This is a genomic window from Pseudonocardia sp. ICBG1034, assembly GCF_020131375.1.
Lineage (GTDB): Bacteria > Actinomycetota > Actinomycetes > Mycobacteriales > Pseudonocardiaceae > Pseudonocardia > Pseudonocardia alni.
This window is the reverse complement of sequence record NZ_JAHLEK010000015.1, coordinates 1,437,838-1,456,342: the sequence shown is the minus strand read 5'-3', so window position 1 is coordinate 1,456,342 and position 18,505 is coordinate 1,437,838. Positions and strand designations below refer to the sequence as shown.

Below are 18,505 nucleotides of genomic sequence, written 5' to 3'. Positions count from 1 at the left end.
ACCCCGCGTTCGTGCCAACGACTTCGTCGGAATCGGCGAGTCGTTACGGGCAGGATCTCGCGGTACTCCGTCGGGAGGAATGATCCTCACTGATCGCACGCATCCGGCTGCGAATCGTGCATGGCCAGCGGTTTCGTCGGGAATCGGACCGCAGGACGGCTAACGTGGCGCCGCCACGGTGCGAGAGAGGTCGCAACACGGACCGCGCACCAGGAGGCGGCGACGATGCCCATCATCACGTCCACCGGGGGGAGCACGACCACGACGGTCGGTGCGGCGCCGGCCCTGCCGCGCTGGCTGCACCGCCCGGTGCGGACGGTCGTGGCCGCCGACCTGACGGTCGTCGGGGTGACCGTCGCGGTGGCGGTGGTCGCCGGCCTGGGTGGGGACCCGACCACCGATCTGGCGCGCATCGGCTCCGGTGCCGTCGCGGCGGTGCTGCTCGCCCTGGCGCTGCCCGCCGCGCGGGCGTGGGATCCGGTGGTGGTGGGACAGGGGTCGGCCGAGTTCGCACGGGTCGGTCGCGCCGTGCTCCTGGCCGACGTCGCGCTCGCGATGATCGGGCTGGGGCTGCTCGTGGAGTCGGTCCGCGAATGGGTGTTCGCGCTGGTCCCGCTGACCGGGGCGGCCCTGCTGGGGGTGCGGTTCGGGCTCCGCAAGGTGCTGCACCGGCACCGCGGCCGGGGCAGCGGGCTGACCGCGGTCCTGGCGGTCGGCGACGAGGAGGCCGTCGCCGGGCTGGTCCGGCGGACCCGCCGGGACCCGTACTTCGGCTGGGTCGTGACCGGAGTGTGCGTCCCCACCGGGGCGGGGCCCGCGATCGAGGGGGTGCCGGTGCTGGGTGACCTGGACTCGGTCCCCCGGTTCGCGACGGCGGGGTCGCACGGGGTGGTCGCCGTGTGCCGTGCCCCCGGCTGGGGGTCTGCCCGTCTGCACCGGCTGGCCTGGGAGCTGGAGGGCTCCGCGGTCGAGCTCGCCGTCGACCCGGGGCTGATGGAGATCGCCGGGCCACGCATGCACATCACCCCGGTCGACGGCTTGCCGCTGCTGCGGCTGTCTCGACCACGGCCGTCGACGCCGGCGCGGCTGCTCAAGCACGTCGCCGACCGATTGGGCGCGGGCCTGCTGCTCGTCCTCGCGGCACCGCTGTTCGTGCTCGTCGCGGCGGCGGTGAAGAGCGTCGACGGCGGCCCGGTGTTCTTCCGACAGGAACGCGTCGGCACCCACGGCAGGACCTTCGGGATGCTGAAGTTCCGGTCCATGTGCATCGACGCCGAGTCCCTGCGCAACGCGCTGGTCCCCGACGGTGAGGGCCCGCTGTTCAAGATGCGCCACGACCCGCGGGTCACCCGGGTCGGGGCGTTCCTGCGGCGCTACTCCGTCGACGAGCTGCCGCAGCTGCTCAACGTGCTCGGCGGGTCGATGAGCCTCGTCGGGCCACGCCCACCGCTCCCGCACGAGGTCGCCGTCTACGCCGACGACGCCCGACGCCGCCTGCTGGTCAAACCCGGCATGACCGGGCTCTGGCAGGTCAGCGGACGGAGCTCGCTCACCTGGGAGGAGTCGGTCCGCCTCGACCTGCGCTACGTCGAGAACTGGACCCCCGCGCTGGACCTGCTGATCCTCTGGAAGACCGTGGGTGCCGTGCTGGGCGGGCGGGGCGCCTACTGAACGCGCGCGCCGGCCGGCCGCGGGGCGAGCTCGCCGACGATCGTGTGCACGGCCGCGAAGATGCGTCGCACCGCGTCGTGGTGTGCAGCCTCGGGTCCGCCCATCGGGTCGGGGACGGTGTCGTCGGCGGGTGGGACGGTGCCGCGAGCGGCGCGGGCCAGGCCGACCAGGCCCCGGCCGCGCTCGACCAGGTCCGTCGGGAGGACGGCGGTGTCGGAGGCCTCGACGAGGCGGGCGAACTCGCGCAGCGCGAAGGTGCGGTCGAGCAGGTACGGGTGGCGCTCCAGCACGGTGGAGCGGTGCCGTACGCCGGCGCCGAGCACCAGGTCGGCCCCGGCGACGGTGCGATCGTCGAGCTGGCGGGCCCGGAACCCCTCGGCACGCGCGTCGAGTCCCCAGGGCGCGAGCTCAGCACGGGACAACGGGTGCATCCCCGACCCCACGACGGCGGCCACACCCGCGCTGGACACCTCCGCCCGCGCGGCCTCCCGCCCTCCGAGCCGTCCGACGAGCAGGGACCGCAGGAGAAGCTCGGCCGCGGGCGAGCGGCAGATGTTGCCCGTACACACGATCAGGATCCGGAACCGGTCGTCCGCCCCGGGCTGCGCGGGGACCTGCGGCCGGCGTGCCGTCGACCCGGTCGGGAACGATCGCGGCGGCATCGGCACCCGTTCGTGCGCCTCGGCACGCTCGTCCAGCGACGTCATCGTCCCTCCCCCACGGTTCGTACTCCGTGGAGCCCCACGGTAGGGGCAGTCCATGTCCGCCGAACGGATGCGTGGGTCGCACATCGTCAGTTCTGACGAGAGTCCCGGTGGCGAGCCTCCTCGGACCAGCACGGGGCCCTCGCTTCAGCGGGATCGGAGCACCTCCGGCGCAGGATCCTCCCGTCCGGCGGCAGCACTCCCACAGCCTGCGTCGCCGCCGTCGTCGTTCCGAGGTGCGAGCACGTGCATGGCCGGGCTCCCGGTGGGGTAGCCGCCCCTCGACCGTCCCGACCGACCCAGGAGACCACCATGGCTCTGAACGACGACGACATCACCACCTCGAGCGGCTCCGGCCCCGAGGGCCCCGCGGACTCCGGCGCCGGCCAGGGCACCCCCGGCCAGCACGACGGCGGCGCCGACGGCGGCGCGGACTCCGGCGCCGAGGGCCCCGCGGACTCCGGTGCCGGCGAGGGCACCCCCGGCCAGCACGACGGCGGCGCGGACTCCGGCGCCGAGGGCCCCGCGGACTCCGGTGCCGGCGAGGGCACCCCGGGCCAGCACGACGGCGGCGCCGACGGTGGCGCCGACAGCGGTGCGAACTGAGCTGAGCGAGCCGACGGCCGGTGCCGGATCGCCCCCCGCGGGCACCCCGGCGCCGGCCGGCGCACGTGCGGCGTCCGGGAACGGCGCCCTCGCGCGGCTGGTCGGCTCGGACACCGACACGTTCGGCGCCCGGTACTGGGGCACCACCGCGCTGCTGCGCACCGGCGCGGACACCGGCGCGTTCCGCGACCTGCTCGACCTCGACGGCGTCGACGAGCTGCTGTCCCGCCGCGGGCTGCGCACCCCGTTCCTGCGGCTGGCCCGCAACGGGTCCGTCGTCGGCTCGGGTGACTTCACCGGCCCGGGCGGGGTGGGCGCCGAGATCGGCGACCAGGTCCGCGACGACAGGGTCGCCGCGCTGTTCGGCGACGGCAGCACCGTCGTCCTGCAGGCGCTGCACCGCGTCTGGCCCGGCGTCATCGACTTCTGCACCGCGCTCGCCGAGGACCTCGGCCACCCGGTGCAGGCGAACGCCTACATCACCCCGCCCCAGTCCCAGGGCTTCTCCGCCCACTACGACGTGCACGACGTGTTCGTGCTGCAGCTGGCCGGGCGCAAGCACTGGCGCGTCCACGCACCGGTCCACCCCGACCCGCTGCGCAGCCAGCCCTGGAGCGACCACGGCGACGCCGTCGCCGCCCGCGCCCGCGACGACGAGCCCGTGATCGACCGGGTCCTCGAACCCGGTGACGTGCTCTACCTCCCCCGCGGCTGGCTGCACTCCGCCACCGCACTCGGCGACGTCTCGGCGCACCTGACCGTCGGCGTGCACGTGGTGACCCGGTACGCGCTGGTCGAGTCGCTGCTGGCGCTGGTCGCCGCCGACGAGCGGCTGCGCGCGAGCCTGCCGCTGGGCGTCGACCTGGCCGACCCGGAACAGCTCGCCCCGCACCTCGACGCGGTCCGCGCCGCGCTGACCGGTGCCCTCGCCGCCGTCCCCGCCGAGGACGTGTCGCGCCGGGTCCGGGGCCGGGTGTGGTCCGGCGGGCGCCCGGAGCCGGTCCGGCCGGTCGCCGCCGCCGCGTTCGCCCGCGATCTCGCGCCCGGGGACACCGTGCGCCGGCGTCTCGGGGTGCACCACCGCCTCGTCCCGGGTGATGATCGGGTCGTGCTGGAACTGGCGGAGAAGACGCTGACGCTGCCCGCCCTCGTCGCACCCGCTCTGGCGGCCCTGCTCGGCGGCGGCACGCACACCGTCGGGGACCTGCCCGGGCTCGACGCCGACGACCAGATCGTCCTCGTCCGGCGGCTGCTGCGCGAGGGCGTGCTCGTCCCGGCCACGGCGTGACCGCGGCCCGGGAGTACCGGCGCTGCGCCGAGCTCGCCGACACGGCCGGTGACCCGGCGGAGGGCACCGCGCCGCCCGCGCGGCACTGGTTCCTCGTCGAGCACCCCGGGCCGTGGCCGCGTCAGGCCCTGGCCGGGCTCGATCCCGCCGCCGCGGCGGCGCTCGGGGCCTGGGCCGGGGAGGTGGGCGCGCGGGTCGTGCTCGTGCGCCGGCCCGGGCGCCGGGACCGCGACGCCGTCGCACCCGGGCGGCGCTGGTTCCGCGTCGACGCCCGGCCCGGGCGCGAGGACGTCCGCACCGGCACCTGGTCCTCCCCCGCCGAGCTGGCCGCCGCCGTCCACACCGACGGCGAACCGCACCCCGACCCGCTGGTGCTGGTCTGCGCGCACGGCCGGCACGACGCCTGCTGCGCCGTCCGCGGTCGGCCGCTCGCCGCCGCGCTCGTCGCCGACGACCCCGAGGGCACCTGGGAGTGCAGCCACATCGGCGGCTGCCGGTTCGCCCCCGCCCTGGTGCTGCTCCCCCACGGCCTGACCTACGGCGGCGTGACCCCGGCCGACGGGCCCGCCGTCGTGCGGGAGTACGGACGCGGGCTCGTCGTCCCCAATCTGCTGCGGGGGCGCTCCGCGCTGCCGCCCGCCGTGCAGGCCGCCCAGCACCACGCGCGTGCCGTCACCGGCGCGACCGGGGTGGACGACCTGGGCGTCGCGGACGTCGACTCCGACGGGAGGCCCCCCGGGCACACGTCCTGGCGGGTCGCGTTCCACCACCCGGACTGCGTGGTGCAGGTGCGGGAACGGTTCGTGGAGGTGGACCGGCCGCTGACGTGTGCGGCCCGGCCGGCCGGCCGGATCCGGGTCTTCGACCTCGTCGACACCCGCACCTGACCTCCGGCGGGGCGGCCGTCGTTTCCGAAACGGAAACGACGGGGCCGATCATCCCGTCCCCACCGGAGCCCTGGATGACCTGCGGACAGGTCGTGGCGAGGCGACCCGCGCTGTCCGGTGTCGCCCGATGTGAGGCGGGAGACAGCCCGACGGCGATAACAGTGCGGTAGTGGTGTTCGGTTGCACCACTACGACGCCGTCGCCCCACCACGCTCCCCACGAAGGAACGGAAGGCCCCCCATGGACCCCCAGACCCCCGTCGTCATCCTCTGCGGAGGCAAGGGCACCCGCATCCGCGAGGCATCGGAGAGCCTGCCCAAGGCGATGGTCGAGATCGGTGACCGGCCGATCGTCTGGCACATCATGAAGACCTACCGGGAGCACGGCTTCCGGCGCTTCGTCCTGTGCCTGGGGTACAAGAGCTGGGCGATCAAGGAATACTTCCTCGACTACCGGGCCCGCTCCGCGGACTTCACCCTGTCCATGTCCGACCGGCACCGGATCGACTTCCACAACGGCGTCGACGAGGACTGGGAGATCACCTTCGCCGAGACGGGCCTGGAGGCCGCCACCGGCTCGCGCATCCGGAAGATCGCCCAGTACGTCGACACCGAGAACTTCTTCCTCACCTACGGCGACGGCGTCGGCACCGTCGACATCACCGCCCTGGCCAAGGAGCACGAGCAGTCCGGGAAGATCGGCACCGTCACCGGGGTGCACCCGACGTCGAAGTTCGGCGAGATGAACGTCGAGGGCGAGCGGGTCGTGGAGTTCAACGAGAAGCCCACCCAGGTGACCGGCTTCGTGTCCGGCGGGTACTTCGCCTTCCGCCGCGAGTTCCTCGACTCCTACCTCGGCGAGCCCGGCGACGACGGCGTGTGGCTCGAGCACGAGCCGCTGCAGCGCCTGGCCCGCGACGGGCAGCTCAACGTGCACCGCCACGAGGACTTCTGGTCGGCGATGGACACCTTCAAGGACTTCGAGTACCTCAACAGCCTGTGGGCGCGCGGCGAGGCGCCCTGGAAGATCTGGGCCTGACCGACGTCGGCGACGGCCGGTCCGCTCCCCGGGCGGGCCGGCCGCCGTCGTCTCCTACGACGGCGTCGCGCTCAGCGCCTCCGTCGGGTTCAGGTCCGCGTACTGCGCCACCGACCCGTTGCGCACCGCCCCCCACAGCTGCGCGCCGCGCCGCTCGTCGAGGTACACGACCGACTGCTCCCCCTCGCGCCCCAGGCCGGCGACCGGCGCGGTCACGAACGCCACACCCGAGCCGCGCAGGGAGCGGTTCTCCAGGGCCAGCTGCACCAGCCCGGTGTTGGACAGCGAGTCGTCCACGCTCACCGCGTCGCCGACGCTGGTCGCGAACGCGTAGAGCGCGGCCGGGTCGGTCGTGGCCTTCTCCTGGACCGTCGCGAGCAGTGCCTTGATGGCGTTCTGCTGGCGGGCGGCCCGGTCGAGGTCGCCGTTCGGGAGGCCGTAGCGCTGGCGCACGTAGGCCAGCGCCCGGGCGCCGTCCAGGTGGTTCTCCCCCGCCCGGAAGTCCACGCCGGCGTTGCTCGTCGCCTGCGCCACCTGCACGTCGATGCCGCCGACGGAGTCGACGAGCGAGGTGAACCCGGCGAAGTCGACGACGCCGAAGTGGTCCACCCGCACCCCGGTCAGCTTCTCCACGGTCTCGATGAGCAGCGGGGCGCCGCCGAACGCGTAGGCGGCGTTGATCTTGTTCATGCCGCGGCCGGGGATGTCGACCCAGGAGTCGCGCGGGACGGACACGACGCTCGCGTGCTCGCCGTCGGGGGCGAGGGTGCCGAGCATGATCACGTCGGAGCGCTGGGAGCCCGCGTCGACGCCCGGGGCGGCGTCGGTGCCGGTGGTGGGGGCCTCGGCGCGGGAGTCGGTGCCGACGAGCAGGAACGTGGTGCCGCCGGACGTCGCCGGACGGCTGCCGGCGTCGATCCCGCGGAACGCGTCCGGGATGCGGGCGATGCCGCCGCCGATGCTGGAGGTCAGGTAGGCGACCACGCCCCCGAGCGCGAGGAGCAGCACGAGCACGAGCGCCAGGAGGACGGCGAGCACCCGCCGCCCGCGACGCCGGGGCCGCCCGTCGCGCAGGCCGGGCACGACGTCGTCGTGCCCGGTCGGGGGGACGGCGTTGCGCATCGGGTCTCCTCGGTCTCCATGGGCGGTCGTCCGGTTCGTCGTTCCCGGACCCCCGGTGTTACGTGCCGCCGCACGGTCCCACTCCCGATGCCGCACAACGTCACCGGTCGTCGCAGGTCAGCGGCTCAGCGCGCACACAGCGCAGTCACAGGGGGTGCTGTGTCATCAGATGTGGGGAACCGACGGCCCTCTCGCTAATGGTCCGGACGGACCAGGCGAAGTCAGGGGCAGAACGGCCGCACGGCCGTCGCGGACCGAGGAGGAACCCATGAGCGTCACGCCCGAGACCCCCGCCACCGTCGAGACCGGCACCACTCCGGTCGCCATCCCGGCGCCGCGCGGCGCCGCGGAGAACGGCGCGCTGCCGCCCGTCGCGGCCACCCCCGTCGCGGTCGACCTGTGCCGCTGCGGGCACGAGCGCGACACCCACGACCACTACCGCGCCGGCACCGACTGCGGGATCTGCGGCACCGCCTGCCGCGCCTTCCACGCCCGCACCGGCTCCGCCGCCGGCCGCTCGGCCGGTCGCGCCGCCCGTCTCACCTCGGCCCTGCTGCGGCGCCGCTGACCCCTGCGCTCCGTCCCCGGACGGTCCGCCGGGAGACGTTCCACGAACGCCCCCGCCTCCTCCCGTGAGGCGGGGGCGTTCGCGCGTCCGGTGCCGCCCCCGCCTCACGCCCGGACCGGGACCGCGTCGGGCAGCAGCCACGTGCCGCCGGTCGCCTCCACCTGCGGCAGCGCGCGCCGCACCTCCGGGAGCAGGTCGTCGACGAACAGCAGCACCGACCGCGGCACCGCCGCGACGAGCGCGTCCGGGGCGACGATCGGGATCGCCGTCCCCGGGGTGCGCCTGCCCTGCTTGGCCGCCGAGCCGTCGGCGATCGCGGTCAGCAGGTCCGGTCCGATCCCGGCCCGCGACAGCAGCGCCACCGCCCGCGACGCCGCGCTGTAGCCCCACACCGGGCGCCCGGCGGCGCGCTCGGCCTCCAGGAACCCCCGCACCCCGGCCGTCGTCCGGTCCGCGGCCCGCTGCAGCGTCGCGACCGTCGCCGCGTCGCGCATGCCGGCGGCGTCCTCGGCGGCGACCAGCGCCCGCACCGAGTCCTCCGGCTCACCGCCGGCCCGCGCGGTGAGCAGCACGGTGCCGCCGTAGAGCGGGAACCACCAGGCCCGCACCGCGGTGAGGCCGACCGTCTCCAGCATCGCGGCCAGCGCCGGTGTCGAGTAGTAGGCGAAGTGGCCGTGGCGCAGGTCGTTCCACTGCGCCCCGTCGACGATCGCGCGCAGCGTGTGGAACCCGACCACCAGCGTCCCGCCCGGCCGCAGCCGGTCGGCCCGCTCGCGCAGGGCCGCCGCCTGGTCGGCGTCGTGCATGAGACCGAGGTTGTCGACGACGACGTCGGCCCGCTCCCCCGGTGCCACCGGCGTGGCGCCGATCGCGGTCAGGTCGGCCACCCAGGAGCCGCCGTGCGGGCTGCCGTACTCGGTGAAGCCCACGCCCGGCCCGACGACCCCGGCCGCGGCGAGCGCGGCGACGGCGGCCCGGCCCTGCTCGACCAGTGCCGCGGGCTCCAGCCCGACGACCTCCTCGATCCCGCCCGGGTCCTCGGCGAGCTGGGCCAGCCCACACGCGTCGCACAGCCACATGCGCAGCGGGAACACCGCGTCCGGGCCCGGGTCGGCGGCGGGCGGGAAGGTCTTGCAGTCCGGCTGGACGCCGAGGTCGAGCACGACCTCGCCGTCGGTGCCCGCGCAGAACCGGCAGGCCGTCACCGGCCCGCCTCCCCGCGCGGGGCCGGGACCTCGACCGGGGCGCCGTCGAGGGTGCGCAGGTAGTCCGCCCAGGACGGGGCGACCCGGTCCCGCTCGCTGGTGGCCGACGGCGGCATCGGCCAGTCGACACCGAGGTCCGGGTCCGCCCAGTGCACCGAGACGGCCTGGATCGGGTCGTGCACGCGGTCGATGGCGTAGCAGACGTCGGCGACCTCGCCGACCACCTGGAACCCGACGAGCATCCGGCGCGGCACCCGGATCGAGACCAGGTCGTGGTCGTCGAGCCGGACGGCGACGTGGCGACCCAGCGTCGGTGACTCCAGCCGCCCGTCGACGACGACCAGGTGCGCCGCGCCGTGCGCCACCCTGATGATCTTGCCCTCGCCGCCGTGGTTGCGGCCGTGCAGCCCGCGCAGCACCCCGTGCCCGGAGCGGGACTGGCTGTCCTGGACGTAGTCGGCGCGGGTGATGCCCCACTCCCGCGCCACGGCGTCGTCGTAGGTGCGGGAGAAGAAGCCGCGGTCGTCGCGGAAGGGGCTCGGCCGGAAGAGCAGTACACCTTCGAGCGCGGTCGTCTCGACGTCCACCAGTGGCTCCCTCGCGGCCGGCGGCCCGATCGGCCGCACCACGGGCGAGGTCGTCGCACCGCTGATCGTTGTTACGGGGTGTCGCGATGACCACGACCCACGCCGCGCCGACCGGCAGGAACAGCGGCGTTACGCCACCGAATGATCACCTTCAGTGACGACTGCGCCCGCCGAGCATCCGCTTCACCGGCCCCAGGACGCGGCCCGCGGCGTCGCGCAGCCGGGTGTCGGGCACCTCCACCACCGCGGTGTCCCGGTCGTTCGCGTCCAGCGCGGCCGAGGCCACCTGCTCCGGGGTCGCCCACCGCCACGCCGGGACCCAGGACACGTCCTCGCCGTGCCGGTCGTGGAACGGGGTCCGGGTGAACCCCGGGCGCACCACGGTCACCCGCACCCCGCGCGGCGCCGCCTCGTGCCGCAGTGCCCCGGCGAGCGCCTCGACCGCGGCCTTGGTCGCCGAGTAGACCGGGGTGCCCGCCGTCGGATGCACCGCCGCCGAGCTGGACACCATGACGATCCCGCCCCGGCCACGGCGCAGCATCGGGGTGAGCGCGGCCCGCGACAGCCGCGCCACCGCGGTGAGGTTCAGCGCGACCTGGGCGTCGATGTCGCGGTCGGCGTGCTCGGACAGGGTGCCCGGGCCCGTCGTCCCGGCGTTGTTGACCAGCAGCCCGACCGGGTCACCGGCCATGGCCTCCTCGGTGGCGGCCAGACCGGCCTCGGTCGCCAGGTCCGCGACGAGTGTCCGCGACCGCGGCACCCCGGCCGCCACGTCCTCCAGCCGGTCCGCGTCGCGTCCCACCAGCAGCACCGGGATCCCGCGGCGGCCCAGCTCGCGGGCGAACGCGGCACCGATCCCGCTCGACGCGCCCGTCACGACCGCCCGTTCCGTCATCGCGGCCCCTCCCGTCCCCTACGCCCCGGGGCAGGGATCTTGGCATGATCGGGAGCGTGTGTCACCGCCGCGTCCTCGTCACGCTCGTGCTGGTCGTGGCGGTGCTCGCCGGCTGCGGCGCCGCGGCCGCTCCCCCCGCGCCGCCCGGCACCGAGCCCGCGACGGCCCCCGCGGTGTGCGGGCTGTGGGTCGCCACCGGCGGCACCCCCACCGACGAGCAGGTCCGCTACGCGGCGGGGCGCTACGGCGTGGTCGTCCTCAACGCCTGGGAGACCGATGTCGCACGGCGGCTGCGCGCCCAGGACCCGGGGATCACGCTGCTCGTCTACAAGGACCTGTCGTCCACCCGCGGCTACGCCGAGGTCGGGCTGCACGGCGGGCTCCTGCCGACCGGTGTCGACGGCGCCACCGCCGACCCGGCCTGGTTCGCCACCGACACCGCGGGGCGGCGCATCGAATGGGCGCCCTACCCGCAGCACTGGCAGATGACCGTGTGGGACGAGGGCTACCAGCGGGCCTGGACCGACCGCGTCGTCGCCGAGGCCGTCCGCGACGGCTGGGACGGCGTGTTCGCCGACAACGACATGTCCTCCCTGCGCTTCTACTCCGACGCCGTGGTCGCCGGGACCGCCGACGCCGCCGCCACCGACGCCCTGCTGCGCGACGGACTCGACGCGCTGGTGACCCGGGCCGGGACCGCACTCGCCGAGCGGGGCAAGGTGCTCGTGCCGAACCTGTCCGAGGCGCGGCTGTTCCCCGGCCGGTGGGCCCGGCACGCGCGCTTCGGCGGGGCGATGGAGGAGAACTTCGCCCAGTACGGCGACGACGGCGCGCTGACCACCTGGCAGGGCCACCAGTGGGACGAGATGCTCGCCGCCCCGCCGCAGGACCTGACCCTGCTGGTCACCGCGACCGCCGGGCGGCCCGAGGCCCGGCCCGGCGCGGCGGAGCGGGCCGGGTTCGCCGGGGCCGCCCTGCTCGGCGGCCCCCGCACCTGCTGGACGCCGTCGACGACCCGCGACTACTCCCGTCCCGAGTGGTCGGGCTACCGGTCGCTCGACCTGGGCGCGGCGAGCGGGCCCGCGGTCCGCGACGGCCGCACCGGCGTGTGGACCCGCGGGTTCGCCGGCGGCTGGGTGGCGCTCAACCCCACCGCCGACGACGCCGAGGTGCCCGTCCCGGACGGGCTGCGGACCGTCGACGGGGCGCAGGCCGGGGGCACGGTCACCGTCGGGTCGGCCGACGCGACGGTCCTGGTACGACGCTGAGCCGTCCGTCCGGCCCCGGCCCGCCGAGCAGCGAGCGGTAGAGCGCCAGGTGCGACCGCGCCGACGCCGGGGCCGAGTACCGCTCGGCGGCCCGGGCGGCGAGGAGCGTCCCCGTCAGGCCCGGGTCGGGGTCGGCGAACAGCGCGCGCAGCGCCGTCGCCAGCGACTCCGGGTCGCCGGGGGTGGCGATGAAGCGGGCGGCGCCGGGGGCGGCGAGCATCGTCGCGGTGTCGCCGGTGTCGGTCGCGAGCACCGGCTTGCCCGCGGCCATCGCCTCGATCACGACCAGCGGCTGCTGCTCCATCCGCGACGGCACGGCGACCGCGTCGGCGGCACGCATCAGCTCCGGCACGTCCGCCCGGAACCCGAGCAGCCGGATCCGGCCGCCCGAGGCGGCCGCGCGGGCCTCGATCGCGGGGCGCTCGGGGCCGTCGCCGACGACGGTGAGGGTCGCGTCGGCGGGGAACGCCCCGGGCCGCTCCAACGCGTCGATCAGGTCGGTGATCCCCTTGCGGGGCAGCAGGAGCCCGGCCGTGACGAGGTGGCGCACCGGCCCGGCGGGCGGGTCGGACGGGCCGAGGTCCAGGCCGTTGTCGATGTGCACGAGGCGCCGTGCGGGCAGCCGCAGCCGCCCGGACAGGAAGCGGCGCATCGGTTCGGCGCAGACCACGGTGCGGTCCAGCACCCGCCCGACGACGGCGTCCGCGGCGAGCGTCGCCCGGGTGTAGCGCGACGGGGCGGGTGCCCCGGCGGTGCCGCGGAACCACGCCTCGCCGACGTCCTCGGGCACCCCGTGGTAGGTCTGCAGCAGCCGTGGGCGGCGCCGTCGCCACGCCGCCGTCGCGAGGACGAGGCCGGCGCGGCGGTCGTGGGCGTGCACCAGGTCCGGTCCCCAGTCCGCGATCCGGCCGAGCAGCGCGCGGCCCGCGGCGACGTCGGTCTTGTCCCCCACCCCGGACTCGGTGAACAGCCCGTCCGGCACGCCGGGGCCGCGGGCGGGGCGCGGGCCGAACACCCGGACCGTCGCGGCACCGGTGCGGTGCAGCTCGCGGGCCAGCGCCAGGCACACCTCGACCGGCCCTCCCCGGTCCTGGGTCAGGACGAGGGCGACCCGCGGCGGCCCCGCGGGGCTCACTGGGCGCCCCGGTACTCGCCGGGCATCGCCGACGCGGGCAGCGGCGTGTCCGAGCGCGCGCCCAGGAACCAGACGCCGCTGGCGCCGTCGGACTGGAAGGGCTCCGGGATGACCCGGTCCAGCAGGCGCAGCCAGAACAGCGCGAGGCGCACCGCCCGCCCGGCGGCCCGGGAGCGGGTCAGGCCCGTCACGACGGCGCCGACCGTCCAGATCAGCTGCACACCGGGCCCGCCGACCACCCCGGACCCGATGCGGTCGAAGCCGCGGAACAGCCAGCGGTGGCCGGACTCGGTGAACCGGGTGAAGTCGTAGGGGCCCTCGTGGACCTGCTGCAGGAACGGGGTCTCGGCGTAGACGAGACCGCCGGGGACGAGCACGCGGTGGATCTCGGCGACGACCGTCGCCGGGTCGAGGACGTGCTCCAGCACGGCCTGCACCACCACGCCGTGCACGACGCCGTCGGCGAAGGGGATGCGGTGCCCGTCGGCGACGAACTGCACGTGCGGGCTCGCGTAGATGTCGAAGGCGAGGACCTCGACGCCGGGGTCGGAGTAGAGCCGGTCCGCGCCGTTGCCGATCTCCCCGCCCCCGACGACGAGCACCGTCGGGCGGGTGTGCCGGGCGCGGAGCCGGTCGAGGAACACGTCGAGATTGCGGCGGGTGCCGCCGTCGGGATTGGTGACCCGGCGCAGGTTCCGGCGCAGGGCGGCGAGCGCGCCGCGTCCCCGGTCGATCTCGCTGGCGGCGCCGCCGGCGAGCAGCCGGTCCCGGTCGAGGACGCTGGTGGTGAAGTCGACGTAGACCGGGGTGTCGCCGACGTGCAGCGGCTCGCCCGGCCACTCGACGAACGCGTGCAGACGGTGCGCGGGTGCGAGCATCACCCCACCTCCTGGTCGGTCGGGCGGGCCCCGTCGTCCGGGGCCTCGCGCAGTCCGCCGCGCAGGTCGCGCAGCAGGTCGAGGTTCGTCGCCGCGACGACCGCGGCCACCGTCACGACGACGGCGGTGCCGGCCGCCAGCAGCGCGGGCACCGAGGCCGGGTCGTCGGCCCCCGCGGCGCGGACGGCGAGGTGGGCCAGCCCGCCCGCGACGAGCGCCGCGACCAGCCCGCCCGCGGTCCGCAGCACCGGCCACACCCGCGGGAGACCACCGGCCCGGTGCAGCACGAGCAGCGCGGGCGGGACCACCAGCCACACCGCGACCAGCTGCGCCCAGGCCGTCGCGACGACACCGTGCGGGACCAGCAGCGCGAGCCCGGCGACCAGCAGCGCCAGGTGGGCGAGCTGCAGCAGCAGGTAGGCACCGGGCCGGTCCACGGCCCGTACGACCTCCTGCAGCATGTACTGGACGCCGAAACCGATGCCGTAGCCGCAGAGCACCACCAGCACCGGCGCGGCCGGGGCCCAGCGCCCGTCGAGCACGACGATCCGCTCCGCGAGCAGGGCGAACGCCACGTAGGGGACCCCGGTGAGCACGAGCAGTGCGCGGACGAACCGGGTCACGGCGGGCCGCAGGTCGCGGTGCTCGCGGCGCAGCCGGGCGTACACCGGGAACGACACCGCGCCCAGCACCAGCGACACCATCACGTACGGCGCCCAGGCGATCCGGAAGCCCAGCGAGTAGACACCGACCGCGTGCGGGCCGAGGGTCCGGGACACCGCGGGGTAGTCGATGTTCACCAGCAGCACCGCGACGACCGCGCCCGGCCCGACGACCCGGGTCCAGCGCAGCGCCTCGGCGGCGGCCGCGGTGTCCCAGCAGGGACGGATGCGCACCCCGGCGGCGATCCCGAGCAGCGGCAGCACCACGGCACCGGCGAGCAGGCCGACCGGCAGTGAGAGCGCGCCGAACCCGCCCGCCGCCAGCGACACCGCGAGCACCGTGGCGACCAGCGCGGACCCGACGTCGGGGACCATCCGGCGACGGAACTGCAGGGTGCGGTGCATGAGCCCCATCTGCACGCCGCCCGCCGCGGTGAACGGCAGCGACAGCGCGGCGATCCGCACCAGCGGCTCGGCCTCGGGAACGCCCATCGCGGCCGCGATCGGGGCGGCCCCGAGGAGCCCGGCCAGCGCCAGCAGCGCACCGATGCCGACCGAGACCGTCATGAGGACGCCGGCCATCACGTCGGGGTCGCGGTCGGTGCGCGCGACGATGTCGAACACGCCCATCGACTGCACGATCTGCCCGACGCCGACCAGCGCGACGGCGACGGTGACCAGGCCCAGCTCGGACTCGGTGAGGAACGCCGCGAGCACGACCGTCAGGACGATCTGGCTGCCCTTGGCCAGCAGGTTGACCAGGCCGAGCCACAGGGTCCCGCGGGTGGCGCTGCGGGCGAGACCGGTGTCGGGTCCGGTGCCGGCCCCGGTCGGCGTCACGGTCATCTCAGGACACGACGGCGGCGAGCACCCGGGTGCCCGGGCGCAGCGCGCGGACCGCGGCGTCGAGGTCGGCCCCGTCGGCGGCGCGGTCGACGACGAGCACGAGCGACTCGTCGGTCCCCCCGCCCGCGCCGGTGCCGGGCTCGCGGGCCAGGTCGGACTGCAGGGCGAGCACCGCGTCGGCGACGCCGGGCGACCCGGCGGCGACCCGGACCGGGCCGCCCGCGGCACGGGCCAGCACGAGGAGGCGCTCACCGGCGTCGGCGTCGCGGGCGCTCAGCACCGGGACGATCCCGTGCCCGGCCGCGACCAGCGTCGAGAGCACCGAGCGACGCGCGTCCCCGCGGCGGGCGCGCACCCGTCGGACCAGTACCGCGGCGGTGCCCAGCCCGGCGAGCGTCCCGGCGATCAGACCCAGCCCGACGCCGAGCGTGAGGTCCGGGCCCTTCTCCAGCAGGGTGGCCTGCCGGTCGAGGACCCGCAGGGTGCCGGCCGGGGCGAGCAGGTCGGCGGCGGCGACGCGGCCGGCGAAGGCCTCGGCCAGGCGCGCGGCGAGCTCCGGGGAGCCCGCCCGGACCGACACCCGGGCCACGCCGGAACCGGCGAGCAGCTCCACCGACACGTCGTCGGCCAGCTCGTCGGGGGGCGGGGAGCCGGGCACCGCGGCGGCGACGGCGTCGAGGGTCGACGGGGACGTCACCAGGTCCGCGATCGACGGCATCGCCAGGGTGACGACCTCGCCGTAGCTGGTGGACACCCCGGACTCGCTGATCAGCGCGGAGCCGGTGGAGCCCGAGGGCAGGGCGAGCAGCCCCACCCGGCCCTCCCAGCGGCCGGGCAGCAGCGCGAACACCCCCGCGACGAGCGCGGTCACCAGCAGGCCCACGAGCACCGCGACCGCGGCGACCCGCAGCCCCGGGCGACGCGGCCCGGCGGCCGGGCCCGTGCGGGCGGGCGGCGGGCCGGGGTCCACGGGCGCCGCGCCCGGGACGTGCCGATCGTGCACCACGCCGTTCGACCTGCTCACCGCGTTCCTCCCCCGCTGCTCCGGCCGGTCGATCATCCGGCTACTCCGGAGTCGCTCCCGGCCGTCGATCCGTTTCCCGGAGCCGCGCCCGGCGGGGATGACGTCGGCCACTCCCGCCCGGCCAGCTCCGCGACGAGCGCGGCGACCCGGGCGGTCACCCGGGTCCGGTCGAACAGCTCCTCGGCCCGGGCACGCGCCACCCGGCCCTCCCCGGCGGCCAGGTCGGGCGCGGCCAGCCGGAGGGCGACCGCGTCGGCGAGGGCGGGCACATCACCGGGCGGGACGGTCCGTCCCGCCGGTCCGACCGCCTCGGCCATGCCGGTCACCGCGAACCCGACGACCGGGCGCCCGCTCGCCATCGCCTCCAGCGCCACCAGCGGCATGCCCTCCCACCGCGACGGCAGCACGACGACGTCCGCGGCCCGGTGGTACGGCGCGGGGTCGGTCGTCGCCGGGTGCAGCAGCACCGAGTCGCGCAGCAGCGGGTCGGCCGCGCAGCGCTCCCGCAGCGTGGCGGCGTCCGGGCCGTCGCCGACGACCAGCAGCCGCGCCCCGGGCACCTGCGCACGGACCGACGGCCAGGCGTCGAGCAGCAGGTCCTGGCCCTTCTGTGCGGTGACCCGGCCCAGGCACAGCGCCCACGGTCCCGGGTCGAGGCCCAGCGCGGTGCGAACGTCGTCGGGTCCGGCCGCGCTGAACCGGTCGAGGTCGACCCCGTTCGGCACGACGACGGCCGCCCCGCCGATCCCGGCCGCGCGGCCGGTGGCGAGCTCGTCGGCGGACACGCACAGCAGCAGCGACGTCCAGCGGGCCGCGACCCGCTCCCACGTCCGGGCGGCGCGGGCGACCGGCCCGGCGACGGCGTCGAAGGACCAGGCGTGCGGCTGCACGACGGTCGGCACCCGGCCGCGGACGGCGAGCCGCCCGGCCAGCCCGGCCTTCGACGAGTGCAGGTGCACGACGTCCGGTGCGGTGCGGGCCACGATCCGGGCCAGTGTGCGGACCTCCGCGGGGACCGACCGGCCGGGTGAGCGGGTCGCCGCCCAGGTCTCGACGGGTACCCCCGCGGCGCGGGCGGCGTCGGCGAGCGGACCGTCGGGGCAGGCGAGCCGGACGTCCCAGCCGCGGTCGTGCTGGTCGGCGCACAGCGTGCGGACGACGCCGGCCACACCGCCGTCGACCGGCTGGCTGACGTGCAGGACGCGCAGGGGTCGGGTCATCGGGGCTCCGCGGGTGCGGTCAGTGGACGGAGGCGAACACGACGACGTTGTCGGTGTAGGAGCGGACGGCACGGTCGAACGACCCGCCGCAGGTGATCAGCCGGAGCTGGGCGTTGGCGGTGCCGCCGTAGACCTCGGCGGCGGGGAAGGCGTCCTTCGGGTAGGTCGCGACCCGGTCGACGGTGAACGTGGTCCGCTTCCCGTCGGTGCGCGGGACGACGATCTGCGCACCGACCGGGATGTCGCGCAGCCGCCAGAACACCGCGGGCCCGGCGACCGAGTCGACGTGCCCGACGATCACCGCGGGCCCGGCCTGGCCGGGCCGGGGACCGGCGGCCCACCAGCCGATCCGGCCGAAGTCGGCCGGGGCGCCGAGCGTCCCGTCCGGGCCGACGGCCAGCTGTTCCGGTGCGCCCGCGGTCAGCCCGATCGCGGGCACGACCAGCCCCGACGGCGGGGCGACCGGGCGCGCGGCCCGGGCCCCGGTCGTCGCGACGGCGGCGGCGCGGGTCGCCTCCGGGGCGGACGGCCCGGTGACCGAGGCGGCGGTGACCATCGGCGGCGACGCCGGTTCCGGCTCCGCCGCCGGGGTCAGCACCGGGATCAGCGGCAGCGCGAGCACCGCGGCGGCGACGGCGGCCCGGACCGCGGGCCCGGCCGGCGTCCGGGCGACCCCGGCACGGGCGGAGGCACCCACCCCGGACACCGCCGTCCGCAGCCGCCGGACCGGTCCGGGCGGGGTCCGCAGCGGCGGGGTCCAGGCGGGGGCGGTCGGGGTGCGCAGCGGCGCCCGCCAGGGCAGTCCGGTCGCGTCGAGCCGCGTGGGGTCGGGGGTGGCGGCGCCGGCCGCACCGGTGCGGGAGCCGTCGGTGCGGGGGGCGTCGGTGCGGGGCGCGGACAT

Annotated in this window: 18 protein-coding genes; 7 read left to right on the top strand and 11 right to left on the bottom strand. The window is 76.5% G+C overall.

The genetic code is table 11. From position 1 onward, the window contains the following. Window positions 1-225: 225 nt before the first annotated feature. Window positions 226-1,671 carry a sugar transferase gene (locus KPF22_RS08375; RefSeq protein WP_208819741.1) on the top strand — a complete coding sequence of 482 codons (1,446 nt, stop codon included), beginning with the start codon at window positions 226-228 and terminating at the stop codon, window positions 1,669-1,671. Here KPF22_RS08375 and KPF22_RS08370 read toward each other — a convergent pair. After that, window positions 1,665-2,378 carry a hypothetical protein gene (locus KPF22_RS08370; RefSeq protein ID WP_224401647.1) on the bottom strand — a complete coding sequence of 238 codons (714 nt, stop codon included), beginning with the start codon at window positions 2,376-2,378 and terminating at the stop codon, window positions 1,665-1,667. The two genes, KPF22_RS08375 and KPF22_RS08370, sit on opposite strands and share 7 nt — an antisense overlap. Before the next feature lie 309 nt (window positions 2,379-2,687). Between KPF22_RS08370 and KPF22_RS08365 the strand changes: the two genes are divergently transcribed. From KPF22_RS08365 to KPF22_RS08350, 4 genes are all read left to right on the top strand, one after another. Next, the gene (locus tag KPF22_RS08365) at window positions 2,688-2,981 is read left to right on the top strand and encodes a hypothetical protein (RefSeq protein ID WP_224401646.1); all 294 of its coding nucleotides are present in this window, start codon (window positions 2,688-2,690) and stop codon (window positions 2,979-2,981) included. Then, entirely contained in the window at window positions 2,971-4,269 is a 1,299-nt protein-coding gene (locus KPF22_RS08360; RefSeq protein ID WP_224401645.1) for a JmjC domain-containing protein, read from the top strand. The genes KPF22_RS08365 and KPF22_RS08360 overlap by 11 nt, the downstream gene beginning before the upstream one ends. Further along, a complete protein-coding gene (locus KPF22_RS33015) occupies window positions 4,266-5,156 on the top strand; it encodes a sucrase ferredoxin (protein ID WP_224401644.1) in 891 nt (296 codons plus the stop codon). Before KPF22_RS08360 ends, KPF22_RS33015 begins: the two co-directional genes overlap by 4 nt. Before the next feature lie 240 nt (window positions 5,157-5,396). Continuing rightward, window positions 5,397-6,194, top strand: a complete 798-nt coding sequence (locus KPF22_RS08350; RefSeq protein WP_224401643.1) for a glucose-1-phosphate cytidylyltransferase — start codon at window positions 5,397-5,399, stop codon at window positions 6,192-6,194. 54 nt (window positions 6,195-6,248) lie between these two features. Here the strand turns inward: KPF22_RS08350 and KPF22_RS08345 are convergent, their stop codons facing one another. Then, window positions 6,249-7,316, bottom strand: coding sequence for an LCP family protein (locus KPF22_RS08345; protein WP_224401642.1), 1,068 nt, complete (start codon window positions 7,314-7,316; stop codon window positions 6,249-6,251). A 268-nt stretch (window positions 7,317-7,584) separates the two neighbouring features. On the opposite strand from KPF22_RS08345, the gene KPF22_RS08340 reads away from it, so the two are divergent. Further along, complete coding sequence (locus KPF22_RS08340; protein ID WP_224401641.1) at window positions 7,585-7,884, top strand: hypothetical protein; 300 nt, start codon at window positions 7,585-7,587, stop codon at window positions 7,882-7,884. A 104-nt stretch (window positions 7,885-7,988) separates the two neighbouring features. Here the strand turns inward: KPF22_RS08340 and KPF22_RS08335 are convergent, their stop codons facing one another. From KPF22_RS08335 to KPF22_RS08325, 3 genes are all read right to left on the bottom strand, one after another. After that, window positions 7,989-9,089: a class I SAM-dependent methyltransferase gene (locus KPF22_RS08335; protein WP_224401640.1), complete on the bottom strand. Its 1,101-nt coding sequence runs from the start codon at window positions 9,087-9,089 to the stop codon at window positions 7,989-7,991. Next, entirely contained in the window at window positions 9,086-9,676 is a 591-nt protein-coding gene (locus tag KPF22_RS08330) for a dTDP-4-dehydrorhamnose 3,5-epimerase (RefSeq protein WP_208819724.1), read from the bottom strand. The genes KPF22_RS08335 and KPF22_RS08330 overlap by 4 nt, the downstream gene beginning before the upstream one ends. A gap of 151 nt (window positions 9,677-9,827) precedes the next feature. Beyond that, window positions 9,828-10,571 carry an SDR family oxidoreductase gene (locus KPF22_RS08325; RefSeq protein WP_208819721.1) on the bottom strand — a complete coding sequence of 248 codons (744 nt, stop codon included), beginning with the start codon at window positions 10,569-10,571 and terminating at the stop codon, window positions 9,828-9,830. Window positions 10,572-10,615: 44 nt separating this feature from the next. On the opposite strand from KPF22_RS08325, the gene KPF22_RS08320 reads away from it, so the two are divergent. Next, window positions 10,616-11,839 (top strand): putative glycoside hydrolase, encoded by a 1,224-nt coding sequence (locus KPF22_RS08320; RefSeq protein WP_208819718.1) that lies wholly within the window; start codon window positions 10,616-10,618, stop codon window positions 11,837-11,839. On the opposite strand, the gene KPF22_RS08315 is transcribed toward KPF22_RS08320, so the two are convergent. Genes KPF22_RS08315 through KPF22_RS08290 form a run of 6 tightly spaced genes read right to left on the bottom strand, consistent with a single transcriptional unit; the run spans window position 11,796 to window position 18,505 of the window. Further along, window positions 11,796-12,974 carry a glycosyltransferase family 4 protein gene (locus tag KPF22_RS08315; RefSeq protein ID WP_208819717.1) on the bottom strand — a complete coding sequence of 393 codons (1,179 nt, stop codon included), beginning with the start codon at window positions 12,972-12,974 and terminating at the stop codon, window positions 11,796-11,798. The two genes, KPF22_RS08320 and KPF22_RS08315, sit on opposite strands and share 44 nt — an antisense overlap. Continuing rightward, entirely contained in the window at window positions 12,971-13,852 is an 882-nt protein-coding gene (locus KPF22_RS08310; RefSeq protein ID WP_208819715.1) for a methyltransferase domain-containing protein, read from the bottom strand. The genes KPF22_RS08315 and KPF22_RS08310 overlap by 4 nt, the downstream gene beginning before the upstream one ends. Next, window positions 13,852-15,360, bottom strand: coding sequence for an oligosaccharide flippase family protein (locus KPF22_RS08305; protein WP_224401639.1), 1,509 nt, complete (start codon window positions 15,358-15,360; stop codon window positions 13,852-13,854). Before KPF22_RS08305 ends, KPF22_RS08310 begins: the two co-directional genes overlap by 1 nt. Window position 15,361: 1 nt before the next feature. Then, window positions 15,362-16,384 carry a hypothetical protein gene (locus KPF22_RS08300; RefSeq protein ID WP_208819711.1) on the bottom strand — a complete coding sequence of 341 codons (1,023 nt, stop codon included), beginning with the start codon at window positions 16,382-16,384 and terminating at the stop codon, window positions 15,362-15,364. Window positions 16,385-16,416: 32 nt separating this feature from the next. Continuing rightward, window positions 16,417-17,604 (bottom strand): glycosyltransferase, encoded by a 1,188-nt coding sequence (locus KPF22_RS08295; protein WP_224401638.1) that lies wholly within the window; start codon window positions 17,602-17,604, stop codon window positions 16,417-16,419. Between the two features lie 19 nt (window positions 17,605-17,623). After that, window positions 17,624-18,505: a class F sortase gene (locus KPF22_RS08290; RefSeq protein WP_224401637.1), complete on the bottom strand. Its 882-nt coding sequence runs from the start codon at window positions 18,503-18,505 to the stop codon at window positions 17,624-17,626.

Bases quoted from the DNA above. Each gene is read 5' to 3' on its own strand.
- KPF22_RS08305 (WP_224401639.1), bottom strand. From the start codon at position 15,360: ATGACCGTGACGCCGACCGGGGCCGGCACCGGACCCGACACCGGTCTC.
- KPF22_RS08295 (WP_224401638.1), bottom strand. From the start codon at position 17,604: ATGACCCGACCCCTGCGCGTCCTGCACGTCAGCCAGCCGGTCGACGGC.
- KPF22_RS08370 (WP_224401647.1), bottom strand. From the start codon at position 2,378: ATGACGTCGCTGGACGAGCGTGCCGAGGCGCACGAACGGGTGCCGATG.
- KPF22_RS08345 (WP_224401642.1), bottom strand. From the start codon at position 7,316: ATGCGCAACGCCGTCCCCCCGACCGGGCACGACGACGTCGTGCCCGGC.
- KPF22_RS08350 (WP_224401643.1), top strand. From the start codon at position 5,397: ATGGACCCCCAGACCCCCGTCGTCATCCTCTGCGGAGGCAAGGGCACC.
- KPF22_RS08325 (WP_208819721.1), bottom strand. From the start codon at position 10,571: ATGACGGAACGGGCGGTCGTGACGGGCGCGTCGAGCGGGATCGGTGCC.
- KPF22_RS08290 (WP_224401637.1), bottom strand. From the start codon at position 18,505: ATGTCCGCGCCCCGCACCGACGCCCCCCGCACCGACGGCTCCCGCACC.
- KPF22_RS08375 (WP_208819741.1), top strand. From the start codon at position 226: ATGCCCATCATCACGTCCACCGGGGGGAGCACGACCACGACGGTCGGT.
- KPF22_RS08340 (WP_224401641.1), top strand. From the start codon at position 7,585: ATGAGCGTCACGCCCGAGACCCCCGCCACCGTCGAGACCGGCACCACT.
- KPF22_RS08320 (WP_208819718.1), top strand. From the start codon at position 10,616: ATGATCGGGAGCGTGTGTCACCGCCGCGTCCTCGTCACGCTCGTGCTG.
- KPF22_RS08365 (WP_224401646.1), top strand. From the start codon at position 2,688: ATGGCTCTGAACGACGACGACATCACCACCTCGAGCGGCTCCGGCCCC.
- KPF22_RS08310 (WP_208819715.1), bottom strand. From the start codon at position 13,852: ATGCTCGCACCCGCGCACCGTCTGCACGCGTTCGTCGAGTGGCCGGGC.